Annotated in this window: 13 protein-coding genes and 1 pseudogene; 8 read left to right on the top strand and 6 right to left on the bottom strand. The window is 60.5% G+C overall.

Annotation, left to right across the window (positions count from 1 at the left end):
- Positions 1–146: 146 nt before the first annotated feature.
- Positions 147–401, top strand: a complete 255-nt coding sequence (locus DIR46_RS01540; RefSeq protein WP_109343667.1) for a hypothetical protein — start codon at positions 147–149, stop codon at positions 399–401.
- Position 402: 1 nt separating this feature from the next.
- On the opposite strand, the gene DIR46_RS01545 is transcribed toward DIR46_RS01540, so the two are convergent.
- The 3 genes from DIR46_RS01545 to DIR46_RS01555 form a co-directional block, all read right to left on the bottom strand.
- Positions 403–1,209: an alpha/beta fold hydrolase gene (locus DIR46_RS01545; RefSeq protein ID WP_109343668.1), complete on the bottom strand. Its 807-nt coding sequence runs from the start codon at positions 1,207–1,209 to the stop codon at positions 403–405.
- Between the two features lie 66 nt (positions 1,210–1,275).
- Positions 1,276–2,184, bottom strand: coding sequence for a peptidase associated/transthyretin-like domain-containing protein (locus DIR46_RS01550; protein ID WP_109343669.1), 909 nt, complete (start codon positions 2,182–2,184; stop codon positions 1,276–1,278).
- Positions 2,181–2,750 (bottom strand): Spy/CpxP family protein refolding chaperone, encoded by a 570-nt coding sequence (locus DIR46_RS01555; protein ID WP_109343670.1) that lies wholly within the window; start codon positions 2,748–2,750, stop codon positions 2,181–2,183. The genes DIR46_RS01550 and DIR46_RS01555 overlap by 4 nt, the downstream gene beginning before the upstream one ends.
- Positions 2,751–2,885: 135 nt before the next feature.
- On the opposite strand from DIR46_RS01555, the gene DIR46_RS01560 reads away from it, so the two are divergent.
- The 4 genes from DIR46_RS01560 (at position 2,886) to DIR46_RS01575 (ending at position 6,587) form a co-directional block, all read left to right on the top strand.
- The gene (locus tag DIR46_RS01560; RefSeq protein ID WP_109343671.1) at positions 2,886–3,572 is read left to right on the top strand and encodes a response regulator transcription factor; all 687 of its coding nucleotides are present in this window, start codon (positions 2,886–2,888) and stop codon (positions 3,570–3,572) included.
- 1 nt (position 3,573) lies between these two features.
- Complete coding sequence (locus DIR46_RS01565; protein ID WP_109343672.1) at positions 3,574–4,944, top strand: sensor histidine kinase; 1,371 nt, start codon at positions 3,574–3,576, stop codon at positions 4,942–4,944.
- A 132-nt stretch (positions 4,945–5,076) separates the two neighbouring features.
- Positions 5,077–5,565: a hypothetical protein gene (locus tag DIR46_RS01570; protein WP_162819360.1), complete on the top strand. Its 489-nt coding sequence runs from the start codon at positions 5,077–5,079 to the stop codon at positions 5,563–5,565.
- A 20-nt stretch (positions 5,566–5,585) separates the two neighbouring features.
- Positions 5,586–6,587, top strand: a complete 1,002-nt coding sequence (locus DIR46_RS01575) for a hypothetical protein (RefSeq protein ID WP_109343674.1) — start codon at positions 5,586–5,588, stop codon at positions 6,585–6,587.
- A 5-nt stretch (positions 6,588–6,592) separates the two neighbouring features.
- Here the strand turns inward: DIR46_RS01575 and DIR46_RS01580 are convergent.
- Positions 6,593–8,212, bottom strand: a pseudogene (locus tag DIR46_RS01580) (DNA internalization-related competence protein ComEC/Rec2); the annotation flags it as partial.
- Positions 8,213–8,368: 156 nt separating this feature from the next.
- Positions 8,369–9,070 carry an Nmad2 family putative nucleotide modification protein gene (locus DIR46_RS27840; protein WP_162819361.1) on the bottom strand — a complete coding sequence of 234 codons (702 nt, stop codon included), beginning with the start codon at positions 9,068–9,070 and terminating at the stop codon, positions 8,369–8,371.
- Positions 9,071–9,400: 330 nt separating this feature from the next.
- On the opposite strand from DIR46_RS27840, the gene DIR46_RS26290 reads away from it, so the two are divergent.
- The 3 genes from DIR46_RS26290 (at position 9,401) to DIR46_RS01595 (ending at position 12,201) form a co-directional block, all read left to right on the top strand.
- A complete protein-coding gene (locus DIR46_RS26290) occupies positions 9,401–9,763 on the top strand; it encodes a hypothetical protein (RefSeq protein ID WP_162819362.1) in 363 nt (120 codons plus the stop codon).
- A 357-nt stretch (positions 9,764–10,120) separates the two neighbouring features.
- Positions 10,121–11,101 carry a DNA methyltransferase gene (locus DIR46_RS01590; protein WP_109343676.1) on the top strand — a complete coding sequence of 327 codons (981 nt, stop codon included), beginning with the start codon at positions 10,121–10,123 and terminating at the stop codon, positions 11,099–11,101.
- Positions 11,098–12,201: a DNA methyltransferase gene (locus DIR46_RS01595; protein ID WP_109343677.1), complete on the top strand. Its 1,104-nt coding sequence runs from the start codon at positions 11,098–11,100 to the stop codon at positions 12,199–12,201. The genes DIR46_RS01590 and DIR46_RS01595 overlap by 4 nt, the downstream gene beginning before the upstream one ends.
- Before the next feature lie 68 nt (positions 12,202–12,269).
- Here DIR46_RS01595 and DIR46_RS26295 read toward each other — a convergent pair whose 3' ends face one another.
- Positions 12,270–13,445 (bottom strand): phospholipase D family protein, encoded by a 1,176-nt coding sequence (locus DIR46_RS26295; RefSeq protein WP_162819363.1) that lies wholly within the window; start codon positions 13,443–13,445, stop codon positions 12,270–12,272.
- Positions 13,446–13,568: the final 123 nt, after the last annotated feature.

Genomic DNA, 13,568 nt, shown 5'->3' on the forward strand with positions numbered 1-13,568 from the left:
ATCCCGCGATTTTACGCGAAATGGCGGCGTCGGTGAGGGTCGAGGATGGCCGGCCTGTCAATATTCATTGCAGACAGGCGAAATTGTGAATACCATAAGTCACCCCGCTATTACCGTATCGTCACCCCTACTCGATGGAGCCCTCCATGCAGCACCTGACCCTGGCCCTGATCGGCGCATTCGTCCTGACCCTGGCTGCATGCACGACCGCGCCCACCAGCGAGCAGCCCGCGCCTGCCGCCGCCGCGGCGCCGGCCATCGTGGCCAAGGTCGACGACGAAACCCTGACCGGCTCGCGCATTCCGAAAAAAGGCGGCGGCGACCGTACCGTCAAGACCGTCGGTTCGCGCGATGCGCGCGACGCCTTCGACAACCAGGCCAAGCCGATGGACCGTCAGTAAGCTAAGGGCGCATGGGTGCGGCCAGCAGCCGCTCGATCATCGCCTGCGCCAGGCGCGCCGTCTCCTCCGGCTTTTCGAGCGGGTACAGGTGGCCGCCTTCGATCATCACCAGGTTCTCGCCCACCAGCTTGCGGGTGCCATCCATGCCGGCCTGGCGCATCTCTTCCGAGCGGGTGCCGGCGATGAAGCCGACCGGCACCGGGAACGGTTCGCGGATCACGGTGTCCATGTGGTGCGGGAGTGTCTGGTAGATGGCCGATTCCACGTCGCGCCGGAAACGCAGCGTCACGCCGTCCGGGTGCGGCGCCAGACCGTGCTCAAGGTAGTCGTCCAAGGCGCCCGGGGCCCAGGCCTGGAAGATCGGCTTGGCGCTGAAGTGCTGGAAGGCGGCTTCGCGGCTCGGCCACAGCTCGCGGCGCTTGCGCGACAGGCGCGCCGGCGACAGGCGTTCGCCCCAGCCGGCCAGCTTCGCCAGGCGCCAGCCCAGCGCGCGCCAGCCCGCCACCACCGGCGAATCGAGCATCACCACGCAGCGCGCCAGGTCGGGGCGGCGCTTGGCCGCCAGCATGCATAGCATCCCGCCCAGCGAATGGCCGACCAGGATCGCCGGCCGGCCGTAGCCTTCCAGGTGCTCGACCAGTTCGTCGACCAGCGCGCCCCAGCCGTCGGCCACCGGGTGGCGCGGATCGTGGCCATGCATGTCGAGGGTACGCACGTCGTAGTGCTCGCGCAGCTGCGCCAGCAGGCGGTTGTAGGTGCCGGCCGGGTAGCTGTTGCCATGGGCGAAATGAAGCAGGGGTCTGGACATGGGGCGGGCGCGATCGAATGCAGGAGCGCCCCATTGTAATGTCCAGCGCCGCCGGGCGGTCCGCCTTTAGAAGGAAACGCCTACAAGCAGCTCGGCGGTATAGCCCTGGGCCGCATTGCCTGTTACGCTCGCCATCTGCAGCGCCGTGCCGTCGCTGAAGACGGTGTCGGTCGCGTAGCTGATGCGCCCCAGGTTGCGCACGCTGCTGGCGTAGCCGCTGCTTGCGTAGGCATCATTCAGCGTCGCCAGCGGAAACGCGAACTGCGAGGTCTTGATCCGGTTCGTCGCGCTGTTCGCCCTGGCCAGGCTTGGATAGACCTCGAAGTGCACGTGCGGCATGCGGCCGTCATAGCAGCCCGGGAAGATCGTCGTGAACGTGACCCAGCCGTCGCTGTCGGCTTCCTGCACGCCGCGCAGGTAATTCTCGTCCACGATGCCGTTCGAGTACATCGAGTAGCCGCCTTCGCGGGTGCAATGCCAGAGGTAAACGGCCGCCCCGCCGGCCGCGGCGCAGCCCTGCGCCACGTTCTCGATCTTCAGGCGGATGACCAGCGGCACGCCCTGGGCCACGCCGCTGGCGCCCCCCACGCTGGCGCGGATATCGCTGCGCACGATGCCGGACAGGGCCAGGGCGTTGGCCACGCCATTGGCGTTGCGGTTGGTGCCGTCGCCCGGATAGGGGCCGGCGGTCTCCTCGGGGATCACGGAACAGGCCGCGCTGCCTCCCACCGTGCCACCGCTCGTGCCGCTGCCGGTCGTGGTGGTCGAGGTGGAGATGCCGTAGCCATCGTCGGCGCTGCCGCCGCCGCAGCCGGCCAGCGGCATGGCCGCCGCGCCGACGCCAGCGCCCAGCCAGCGCAGGGATTGGCGGCGCGTGACCGTACGCGCCAGCAGTCGCGCGAGGTCGGCGTCCAGGCCGAGGTGGTGATCGTCATTCTCCTTGTGCACGGCCCGCACGGCCGTCGGCGCGCTCATTGGCCGGCCTCGCGCTGTTTCTCACGCGCGCTTGCCTTGTCGCCACGGCCCTTGCGTTTCTCGGCGCGCGGCGCGTCGAGCTGCGCGCGCTGCGCGGGTGTGAGCGCCGCCTTGATCCGGGCGCCGGTCTGCAGCCGCAGCAACTCCTGGTCGGCGATTGCCTGGCCCAGTGCCCGGGCGCTGGCGGAAGCGCGCGCTTCGTCGAGCTGCGGCGCGCGCGCCAGCTCGCGCAGCGACTCGAACGCCTTGCGCTCGGCCTTGTGGAGTTCGCGCCGCTTCGGCGCCTGGGCGTGCAGGATGGCGAACACGCGATCCTGCTGTTCCTCGCTCAGGTCGAGGCCACGCAGGAACGGTGGCGCGCCGCGCATGCCTTCGCCGAATCCGCCGAATCCGCCGAACGGGCCGAATGGGCCGCCGGCGCGGGCGTCAGGCTGCTCGAAGCCCGGTCCGGCGTCGGGACCGTCGGCGGGCGGCATCGGTTGCGCCAGGACGGCGGGCGCCGCCAGCAGGCAGGCGCACAGTGCGGCGGCGGCGCGCAAGGCAGTGAATGTGGTTGGCAGTGTCATCGAGGGTCCTCCTGTGGTGTTGAACGCGGCCATTGTGTGGCGCGCAGGTGTAAAGCGCGCCTAAGCGAAGTAAATCCGGGTAAAGCCACCCCATGCGGAAAAGACCGGAACGCGCGACTGCGTTATCCTGTCGCCATGAACCATGTATTGCTTATCGACGACGACGTCGAACTCGTCGGCATGTTCGCCGAATATCTCGAACAGGAGGGTTTCAGGGTCACCTGCGTCCACAACGGCAACGATGGCGCGCGCGAAGCGCTCAGCGGCCGCCACGCCATCGCCATCCTCGACGTCATGATGCCGGGCGCCAGCGGGATCGACGCGCTGCGCCAGATCCGCGCCGCCAGCCGCATCCCGGTGCTGATGCTGACCGCGCGCGGCGACGACGCCGACCGCATCCTCGGCCTCGAACTAGGCGCCGACGACTACGTGGCCAAGCCCTGCACGCCGCGCGAACTGACGGCGCGGGTGCGCGCCATCCTGCGCCGCACCCAGGCCCAGCCTGAAAGCTCCCCGGGCGCGGCCCTCACCGTCGGCAAGCTGACCATGCATCCCGAGGGGCGGCGCGCGACCTGGGACGGCGCGCCGCTGGACCTGACCAGCACCGAATTCAACCTGCTCGAAGTGCTGGCGCGCAATGCCGGCAAGCCGGTCAGCAAGAACGAGCTGTCCGAACAGGGACTGGGGCGGCCGCTGGCGCGCTTCGACCGCAATATCGACGTCCACCTGAGCAGCCTGCGCCACAAGCTGGGACCGCTGGCGGACGGCCGTTCATGCCTGCAGACCATCTACCGCCAGGGCTACCAACTGATCAAGGAGTAGCATGGGGCGGCTGTTCTGGAAGTTCTTCCTCTGCATTCTGCTGGCGCAGCTGAGCGCCACCATCGCCATCGGCGGCGCCTTCTGGCTGCGCGACCAGGCGCGCCAGAAGGCCACCTCGAGCCTCGATTCCGGCCCGCCGGCCGCGGTCGCCCTCGACGCCGCGGCCGCCACCCTGCGCCACGGCGGAGAAGCGGCGCTGCGCGGCCTGCTGGCCGACCTGCGGCGCCCGCAGCTGTACGTGCTCGGCGCGGCGCGGCGCGACCTGCTCGGGCGCCCGGTGCCGGCCGAGCTATTGAAGGAGGCCGAGCGCCAGCTCGGGAGCGTTGAACGGCGCAGCGCCTGGCGCGGCGCACGCCATCTGGTCGGGCCCAACGGCGAGCAGTACCTCGCCTTCGTCCCGCGCCAGTCTGGACGGCCGGAGGGACTGCGCGGCGGCCCGCCCGACCCGCTGGCGCCGGCGCTCGACCCCGGCGCGCGCCGCCGCATCGGCCAGAGCGTCGTGATCGGCGCCGCCGTCGTCGCCAGCCTGCTGTTCGCCGCCCTGCTGGCCTGGTATTTCTCGCGTCCCATCCGCGCCCTGCGCAGCGCCTTCGAAGCGGCGGCCGCCGGCGACCTGGCGCCGCGCTTCGGCCGCGCCACCAAGGGCGGCGACGAACTGTCCGACCTGGGACGCAACTTCGACCGCATGAGCGGCCGCCTGCGCGCCCTGATGGACGGCCAGCGCCGCCTGCTGCACGACGTCTCGCACGAGCTGCGCTCGCCGCTGGCGCGCATGCAGGCCGCGGTCGGGCTGGCGCACCAGCAGCCGGACAAGTTCGCGAGCACGCTCGAACGCATCGAGCGCGAGAGCAACCGCATGAACAAGCTGGTCGGCGAGCTATTAACCCTGTCCCGCCTGGAAGCCATGCCCGACGCGCTGCGGCGCGAGCCGGTCGACCTGCTTGAACTGGCGGACGGCATCGTCGGCGACGCCCGTTTCGAAGCGGCCGAGTCGACCCGCATCCTGATCGAGGCCGACGGCGCGGTCGGCGTGACCGGCGACCCCGACCTGCTGTGGAGCGCCCTGGAAAACGTGGTGCGCAACGCCGCCAAGCACGGAGCCCAGGGCGGCATCGTGACCGTCGCGCTGAGCGCCGACCAGGCCCTGGCGCGCATCGACGTGCTCGATCGGGGGCCGGGCATCCCGCCGGAAGACCTGGCGGCGGTGTTCCAGCCCTTCTTCCGCGCCGGCGCCTCGCGCACCGGCGTCGATGGCCACGGCCTGGGCCTGGCGATCGCCCAGCGCGTGGTAGCGGCCCATGGCGGCGAGGTCGTGGCGCGCAACCGCGAGGGCGGCGGCCTGCAGGTGACGATCACGCTGCCGCGCGCCTGAATCGGCTGGCCGTCAACCCTTCGATATTGCCCGGGGAACCAGCGGGGAGGTAGAATACGGCGGCCTTCTCCACCTGAGTGCTATCGCTCGCATATTAGGAGCGATCTTGCTCAAGCGCCTGTCCACCTATTGGTGTGCCCCCTGCTCCTGGCAATCGCCGGTTTCGCCCTGGTCACGACCTCGCTGACCGGCGACGGCTATGAATACATGCTGACCATGCAGGCGCTGTACGAGCACGGTACGCCCGACATCACCCACGCCGACCTGGAGTCGCTGAAACTCAGCGCGGGAGGCATGCCGTTCTATGGCGGAACCCTGAACGACCTGATGCCGCTACTCCATGAGCATCTGCGCGCACCCGAGAAGACGCCGGCCTACACTTTCACGGTCATGCCCAACGATGCGGGCCGCTTCTACGGCATCCATTTTGGCTTGTACTCGCTGCTGGCCCTGCCCTTCTACGCCTTGCTGAAAGCCTTCGGCGCGCAGCCCTACTACGCGTTCACCCTGCTCAACCTGTGCTTCTGCGCCGGCGCGTTCCTGTACATCAGGCGCGCGGTGCCCGAGCAGTCCTCGCTCGCGATGCTGCTGTTCCTGCTGGGGGCACGACGTTCTACCTGAACTGGACCGGCCCCGAGGTGATGACCGCCAGCTGCGTGCTGATCGCCTGCCTCGCCAGCCTGCGTGGCCAGGCCGGGCTGGCCATCCTGTGCGCCGGCCTGGCCGCGAGCCAGAATCCACCGCTGGCACTGCTGATTCCCTTTGCTTGTGCCTGGCGCGTCCTGATCGTCAGGTATCCGAGGCTGCAATGGCCGGACAGCAGCGCCGCGCCCGTGGACTGGCGCGAGCTCGTACTGGCCGCAGCCGGCATCCTGCTGACCCTGGCGCCGCTCGCCTTCTTCCAGTGGACCTTCGGCACGCCGAGCGTGATCGCGCGCGACTTCAACGGATCCGAATTCGTCACCGGCGCCCGCATGTTCTCGCTGTTCTTCGACCTGAACCAGGGCATGGTCATCGGCAGCCCCGGGATCGCCCTGGCGGTGCTGCTCGGATGTTTCGCGCTGCCCAAACGGCTGCGCACCCCGTGGCTGGTCATGGCGGCGCTGCTGCTGGCACTGATCGTCCTGATGGCCCTGCCCGCGCTGAGCACCATCAACTGGAACTCGGGTGGCGTGGTCATGACGCGCTACAGCTACTGGCTGAGCGTACCGTTGCTGGTGCTGGCCCTGCTGGCGGCGCGGCTGTCGTCGCCGAGGTGGCGCATCGGGCTGCTGTTCGCGGGCGTGGCGCTGCAGGCAGTGGTGCTGTCGGGCACCGGCCTGCTGGGAGAAAAGGCCATCTTCATCGAACACTCCGCGCCGGCACGCTGGGCGCTCAGCCACATCCCGCAGTACTACAACCCCGAAGCAGAGATCTTCCATGCCCGCAACCAGAAACGGGTCACCCTGCCGCTGCCGAAAGACAGCATCTCGGTATTCGGGGTCGACGGCAAGCCGACCAAGATCATGCGGCATCGATCGAACCGGAGCGCCCCGCCCGGGCTGTGCGCCGCAGGCGAAACGCTGCAAGGTCACGACGTACGTGACGTCTCGCGCGAATGGGAGTACCTGCATGCGCCATTCACCTGCGTGCCGCGTCGCTAGGGTCGTCAGCGGCCGTGCCAGTAGCGGGCGTGGTCGATCCGGTAGACGCGCGCGGCCAGGCCATCGGCTGAGTCGAGTGTGATGGCGCCAGCCTGGTCGGTCCGCATCTGGGCGATGCCCATGGCGCGGTAACGCTCGACCACCTCTTTCTTGGGATGGCGATAGCGGTTGCGGTGGCCAACCTGGAACAGCGCCAGATCGGGGCGCACCGCCGACAGGAAAGCGGCAGTCGACGACGTGCCGCTGCCGTGATGCGGCGCGAGCAAGACCTTGGCCCGCAGGCGCTCGCCGGCCGTGACGAGCAGTTCGGCCTCCTGCGCCGCTTCGATGTCGGCCGCCAGCAGCATGGCGGTGCCGGCGGCGCTCACGCGCAGTACGCAGCTGCGTGCATTGGCCTTCAGGCGCGGATTGGCATAGCTGGCCGGGTCGGGGCCCAGCATGTCGAAACGCACGCCATCCCACGTCCACGCCTGGCCGGCCGCACAGCGGCGCGAACGCTTCGCCGTGCGCAGCAGGGCATGCGTGGCCGGCAGGGATGACACGAGGGTTTCGACCTCCAGCGCCTGGAGCACGGCGTCGGCGCCTCCGACGTGATCGAGATCGCTGTGCGAAACCACCAGGGTATCCAGGCGCCCGACGCCGCGCCCGCGCAGGTAAGGCAGGATGACGCGGGTGGCGCCGCTGGCGCCCGGCGCGTACTGCGGGCCGGTATCGTACAGCAGGCGGTGACGGTGGGTTTCGACCAGCAGCGCCATGCCCTGGCCGACGTCGAAGGCGGTGACGCTGAACGCGCCGGGCGGCGGCGCCGTCGGCAGCTGCGTCAGCAGCGGCGTCCAGGCCGCGAGGCCGGCCCAGCGCCGCGGCCAGCCGCGCGGCGCCAGCATCCATGCGGTGCCGAACAGCGCCAGCGCGAGGATCCAGGGCGCCGGCGCCGGCGCGGTCCATACCGCCAGCGCCGGCGCCGCCAGCCGCTGCAGGGGCCAGGCCAGCCATTCGATCGCCAGGTGGGCCACACCCAGGACCGGGCCGGCCAGCGGCGACGGCAGGATGCAGCCGACCAGCACCAGCGGCGTCACGAACAGGCTGATGACGGGGATCGCCACCGCGTTCGCCAATGGACTGACCAGGGAAATCTGGCCGAACAGCAGCAGCGTGAGCGGCGCCAGGCCGATGGTGACGGCCCATTGGGTGCGCGCGGCCACCAGCAGCCCGGCGCGCCAGCCGCGCGTCCGTTCGCCGAGCCGCCCGCTGCAGGCGTACAGGATGGCGGCGACGGCGCCGAAGGACAACCAGAAACCGGGCCACAGCATGGCCCACGGATCGAACAGCACGACGATGCCCAGCGCCAGGCACAGGACGTGCGAGCTGGCTGCGATGCGGCCGCACCAGACCGCGGCCGCGACCACGGCCAGCATGTAGAAAGTGCGCTGGGCCGGCACGCCGAAACCAGCCAGCAGCACGTACATCAGCGCCACCATCGCCCCCGCCAGCGCGGCGGCCTTCTGGGCCGGGAGGCGCAGCGGCAGCTGGGCGTCGGTCCAGAACGAGCGGCGCCACAGGCTGGCGACGATCCAGGCCGCGAGGCCCGCCACCATCGTGATGTGCAGGCCGGAGATCGAGATCAAGGGTCCATGAATACATCAAAAATGCTGAATGCACTCCGATAAGGTTAAAGAATTATCGATCTTCGCTAATGGCCTGACGAGTCGCCGCTTCTGAATTGAATCAGAAATAGCTTGCAATTGCGCCAAATCAGCGCATTGATTTCGATGCTATATGCACTAACATCTAGTGGCGCATGGACTCGCTAGCGGAGTAATGTACTCATTAAATTCGTTATCTGAATCATCGGCGCGCGTAGCACACCCTCCACATGATTGGCCCAACGAATCCGCCAGAAAGCTAGCTGGTTGTCCATATTGGCCTTTCGCATAGTCTAATGAGCGCACCCATTCAACAAACGTGTCAACATATGGAGCATTACAATTACTCTTATGCCCTTGTGTCTGATGACATATAGGCATCAGAGAACGAGGGAGCTGTATCGCACTTGCCCCAAAGTAGTAAAAGTCCCGCGAAATCAACACGTTGACTCCACTTAAATCGGTCTTAACGTTGCCAGCGTTATGAACACCTGGGCGTTGCAATGGAGCTCCGGATGAGAAGTCGTAAATACAATCCCCTAGTCTGTCTTCATATTTTTTGCTTTTAACATTAGGTATACGTCGTGGCCACTCTTCCAGAGCGCGTCTGTCATACTCCGATAATGAAATAACCTCTTCGACGCGCATCGCGTAAACTAACCTTCCGCTCAGGTCTCTTCCATTAGCGCGTCCTTTCGCCCCGAGACCAACTACCCAATCGCCTATGCGCGCAGTTCGACGGATCCCTGGCTTACATATAGCAAGAGAACACATACCGTCAAATGGATTAGGCGCGGCACCATCGTCATACGGAATGGTGTATGTAAAGAGTCTAGTCATACCTTACTCATCTAAAAAGAAATCGTCCAAGTTGTTCGTTTAAAAACGAACTCTTAGCTGCACCTTCCAGTGAAGCGTACATCGTATACACGACCGTATCAAATTGCAAAACTCTGACCTGACAAACTCCATGGGAAGGCGCACTGTCGAGCACAGTACTTCTGTATGGCAAACCGATTCAACGCACTAATGGATGCTCTGCTACATGGTCGAAGAAATACCGAAGCAGAAGATCGGCCGAAAGGACTTGCAATTACCGCAATATTTGTTTACGAAATTCAAGACGCTGGATAATATAACCTTGTCTTTAATACAACTCTCAAACTTTCCATGACGACTTCCAATGAGCGTAAAGCTGCCATCAGTTCCAGCAACAACACTGGTCTACCTGGTAATACATCATCTCCTACTTCCAGCCATCCCAGCAACATCAGTACTGGGCATAGCTCGGAGCAAGTTCTCAATACAAAATTTCGCGAAGCGTTGAAAGCTCTCGATGCAGAGCGAACAGAGTTGGTGAAGAACGCTATCGATTGCATCAAGCCGGGCAGGACCTTCGACGCGGGCGTCGTCCGCAAGGTCAATAAGATCGAAACCTTGAGAAACCGACTCATCGTCGCGCACTTCGCATGGTTGCTTAAACACAACCCTACCAGCGTACACGCCATTGTTCATCAAATTATCGAGCTTTGAGTCTTGCTTAATTATCATCGCCAGAGGGCTGCGTTAGGAGATTTTTGCTGGTGCGGCCTGGTGTCAAAGTGCAAATATTGCTTTTTTGGCATGCATATCCTCCGGGTAGGTAGCCGAACTGCTGCGCCATCACAAGAATCTTGATCATCCCGCCACCTGTTCTCGTCTATAATGTAGAGTGGTGACTTTTCCGTCCGAACTCAGCCTACCGCTAGGCTACTTGAGACCGAATAGACGAATTTCGGAGTTGGTGCAGTGAGCCAATAACTTAGTGTCGTCCATTTCATTTTTCGGAAATAGCTCGAATCCAAATATAAAGCCGCTTTCGCGGCGAAATGCATTTGAAGGTAATACTTGATGAAATCGCCTTGGCGTTCAGAACATGTGCCGCTAGAAGAGGCCAAAGCTCATAACCAAAAGCGTCTGTTTAAATGCTCAACGTGCGGGGAAGAAGCTGAAGCTCCAGTCCAAACCGAACGAGCAGAAAAAGATTTATGTAAAAACTGTTTCGGAAAGCGCAAAGACGAGCGTGTTAACCAACTGAACGAACTAACTGGCAGCGAGTGGGCTGCACTTAGCAAGAGCGTTGAGCAATACGAGGGCACCCGCACACCAAAGCAGAAACTTCATGGAGCGGCCTTTCCTAAGTCGCTAGTTGCTTCCCATATTAAGATTTACACCAAAACTGGAGATCTAGTTCTTGATCCATTCGCCGGCACTGGCACCACTAATGAAGTTGCTGAAGAACTAGGCAGGCGGTCGGTTGGCTTTGAACTCAATCCTGAGTTTGCTGCTTTAGCGAGGGATGATTTGCGAGATTTGACTGCCCACCGCATCATTTGTGATGACTGCCGTAGGATGCCACAATATCTCGAGCCAAATTCCGTTGACTTTGTGTTTACGAGCCCCCCCTATGCAACGTTGCTGAAAACAATTAAGGGGAATTTTGGATACAAATGGCGCGAACATTCTGATTTGTCGGTTCAGGCCAATCCACCGCCCTATTCTGAACATGCTGCCGATCTAGGAAATTTGCCGTATGGCGAATTCATGGAGGAGATCTCCGTGGTTCTCAGCCAGTGTTATACGGCATTAAAAGCGAATACGTATTCCGTTTGGGTTGTGAAAGATTATCGCGACCTTAAAGCAAAGACACCGTATGTGAATTTTCACGGCGACATGATTGCTGCAGCCGAGCGAGCCGGATTTACGCTGTGGGACATCCGGATATATGACCAAACGAAATATAGACCACTAGTCGTTCTGGGCTATCCTTCGAGAAATTATTATTTGAACATTGGGCACTCTTATATATTGGTTTTCAAAAAGGTACAATGACGAAATTAGAGTTTGACCTTGAGTCCTACAAAAATAATACTTACGGATCGCACAACTTTCACGCTTATCCAGCGAAATTTGTACCTCAGATTCCTAAGGAACTTATGCTTAGGTATAGTTCCGTTGGCGATACAATATATGATCCGTTTTGTGGAAGTGGAACAACATTAGTCGAGGCAAAATCACTGAGCCGCCATTCGATTGGCACGGACGTCAATCCACTTGCATGCCTTATTTCAAAGGTAAAAGTTACGCCCATTACGCAGGAGGATATCGAGCAGATTCATAAAACTATATGTGCGATCGACAGTACCGAACGTGGAGCGACAAATCCTCCACCACCGATCTTCAACATTGACAAATGGTTCGCTAACCACATTCAGGATGAACTTTGCTGGATACGTGACAATATCCTCAAGGCAGAAAGTCAGGCAGCGCGCGAATTCATGCTCGTGGCTTTTTCTTCAATCTTGATAAAAGTTTCGTTTCAGGAAAGCGATACGCGATATAGAGCAGTCCCAAAAGAACTTCCGCTTGGTATTTGTTCGACACTTTTCTCTGAAAAAATTACCACAATGCTCACGAGAAGAGCATCACTTGTAGAACATGATCCGGCGATTTCGTCAACAGTAATAAATGCAGACTCAACTAATCTAAAACATCTTCCTCGAAAGGTCGACTTGGTGGTTACTTCTCCACCATATTTAAATAGTTATGACTACTACCTGTACCACAAGCATAGGTTAGCTTGGCTCGGTTTTGATCATTACATTGTTCAATCGCAAGAATTCGGATCTAGGAACAAACACAACGATAAGGGCCTCGGTGCAGAGTCTTACCAACAGTCAATAGCGTCACATGTGCAGAGCCTAAAACAGTTTCTCGAGCCGGGAGCCATTTATGCTTCTGTTGTTGGGGACGGCGTAGTACGGGGGATCCTATACAAAGCGGACGAGATGTTTGACCATGTTTATGAGTCCGAGGGGTTCACGAAAATAGACCAGTTCAGCTTTGATCAGCGCAAATACACGCGAGCTTTTACACCTAATATGCGAACTCAAGCAAAGGAAACGCACGTGTTGGTATATCAAATGCGATAACGGCCCAGGAAGCTCAAGCGGTTAAACGGCGAGTCACCCACGTATGGGTTGACTCGCCGTTATATTTTCTAAAGCCAGGCGTACTTCTTCTCCCTATTTCCTGCATCGGTGTGCCTTTCAATTACCACCTTGCCGCTCTCAGTTTTGAAAAGAATGACGTCGCCCTCAGAAAATCTCTTGAACACCTCCCTGTCATGGAATGTAAAGCGCGACTCTGGATTTTTTCGCTTCTGATTTGGAGCAGGTTCATATAGCACAAATCGGGCGTCAGCAAGGTCTTTGCTGTATTTTCCATCTTTAAAGATGGCTGGAAACTTCACTTCCGACTGCCGCGAGCCCCCATCATTGATCTTATCCCATTGCAAAGTTAAAGGCGGGAAGAACGTTTTGAATTCAATAGGAATGATAATCTGACCAGGTGCTTGCGTCAGCGACGCGTCGTGCTTACTGAGTTTCTTATAAAAGGATCGCTGGTCCTCAGGCCAGTTTGTGTGGGTTGTTACTAGAGGCGAATTAGCAGTTATGATCTGTGCGGGCACCACGATGTTCTTATCAGAGTCAGCGTCGTCTTTTTCCGTTACCAAGGTTGACTTGGGTGCGCTCCCCAGTCCTTTCATCGTAGTAAACAGGTCACCCTTGGCTTTTTTGTTACCTGCGGAAGAGCGCTGCTTGTTCATTTCGGCTTCGGATTTAATATTATAATCCCCTGCCCTAAGCGCAGTCATATTCTCATCAGTAAGTTTTATGCAACAACTTTGGGCATTCCGGAATTCAGCGATATATTTGAGAACATCGTTGAGGTAACGAATGTCACCAGCCTCGTCTAGATCAAGTTTGATAAGGTTGGCAGCCTCGTAATTTGTCCATAGGCCGCCTTTTGTAAGATTGCCGGAACCGATGATTAAGGTCGCCGTATCGTCGCCCTTGAAGAGATAGATCTTAGTATGAAACGTTCTGGGTCCTTTATCATGAAAAACATAAGCTTCATCGAAAATGTTTTGTGCTAAGGTCAAACCTTCAAACGTAGCACCTCCTTCATCAATACCAACTAAGAGCTCTGCGAAATTCCCTTTGCGTGTTTTTCGGAAGGCATTGACGTCATCAGCGATCCTCCCCAGCCCTGAGGCTTTTGCCCACGCTACCAAGGCGGTAAATTGCTTATTTTTCGGATCAGAGAAGGCAGCCTTTAACGCGCTCCCAATTGATGTACGAGAAAACGGTTGACCGATAAAACTTACTTCCATACAACCTCCAAACTTAAGTGCGTTAAAAATTCGAGAAGTCCTATGCAACGTTGGGACGCGAGCCAAGCAGCCTTGAACCCATCGGCATAACGTGCGCAAGATTGGAGCTAGCACTGCTCATCT

The sequence above is a fragment of the Massilia oculi genome (assembly GCF_003143515.1).
Classification (GTDB): Bacteria; Pseudomonadota; Gammaproteobacteria; order Burkholderiales; family Burkholderiaceae_D; genus Telluria; species Telluria oculi.

What these genes read in the sequence shown, in the direction of transcription:
- DIR46_RS01540 (WP_109343667.1), top strand. Translation starts at nt 147, where the DNA reads ATGCAGCACCTGACCCTGGCCCTGATCGGCGCATTCGTCCTGACCCTG.
- DIR46_RS01545 (WP_109343668.1), bottom strand. Translation starts at nt 1,209, where the DNA reads ATGTCCAGACCCCTGCTTCATTTCGCCCATGGCAACAGCTACCCGGCC.
- DIR46_RS01550 (WP_109343669.1), bottom strand. Translation starts at nt 2,184, where the DNA reads ATGAGCGCGCCGACGGCCGTGCGGGCCGTGCACAAGGAGAATGACGAT.
- DIR46_RS01555 (WP_109343670.1), bottom strand. Translation starts at nt 2,750, where the DNA reads ATGACACTGCCAACCACATTCACTGCCTTGCGCGCCGCCGCCGCACTG.
- DIR46_RS01560 (WP_109343671.1), top strand. Translation starts at nt 2,886, where the DNA reads ATGAACCATGTATTGCTTATCGACGACGACGTCGAACTCGTCGGCATG.
- DIR46_RS01565 (WP_109343672.1), top strand. Translation starts at nt 3,574, where the DNA reads ATGGGGCGGCTGTTCTGGAAGTTCTTCCTCTGCATTCTGCTGGCGCAG.
- DIR46_RS01575 (WP_109343674.1), top strand. Translation starts at nt 5,586, where the DNA reads ATGACCGCCAGCTGCGTGCTGATCGCCTGCCTCGCCAGCCTGCGTGGC.
- DIR46_RS27840 (WP_162819361.1), bottom strand. Translation starts at nt 9,070, where the DNA reads ATGACTAGACTCTTTACATACACCATTCCGTATGACGATGGTGCCGCG.
- DIR46_RS26290 (WP_162819362.1), top strand. Translation starts at nt 9,401, where the DNA reads ATGACGACTTCCAATGAGCGTAAAGCTGCCATCAGTTCCAGCAACAAC.
- DIR46_RS01590 (WP_109343676.1), top strand. Translation starts at nt 10,121, where the DNA reads ATGAAATCGCCTTGGCGTTCAGAACATGTGCCGCTAGAAGAGGCCAAA.
- DIR46_RS01595 (WP_109343677.1), top strand. Translation starts at nt 11,098, where the DNA reads ATGACGAAATTAGAGTTTGACCTTGAGTCCTACAAAAATAATACTTAC.
- DIR46_RS26295 (WP_162819363.1), bottom strand. Translation starts at nt 13,445, where the DNA reads ATGGAAGTAAGTTTTATCGGTCAACCGTTTTCTCGTACATCAATTGGG.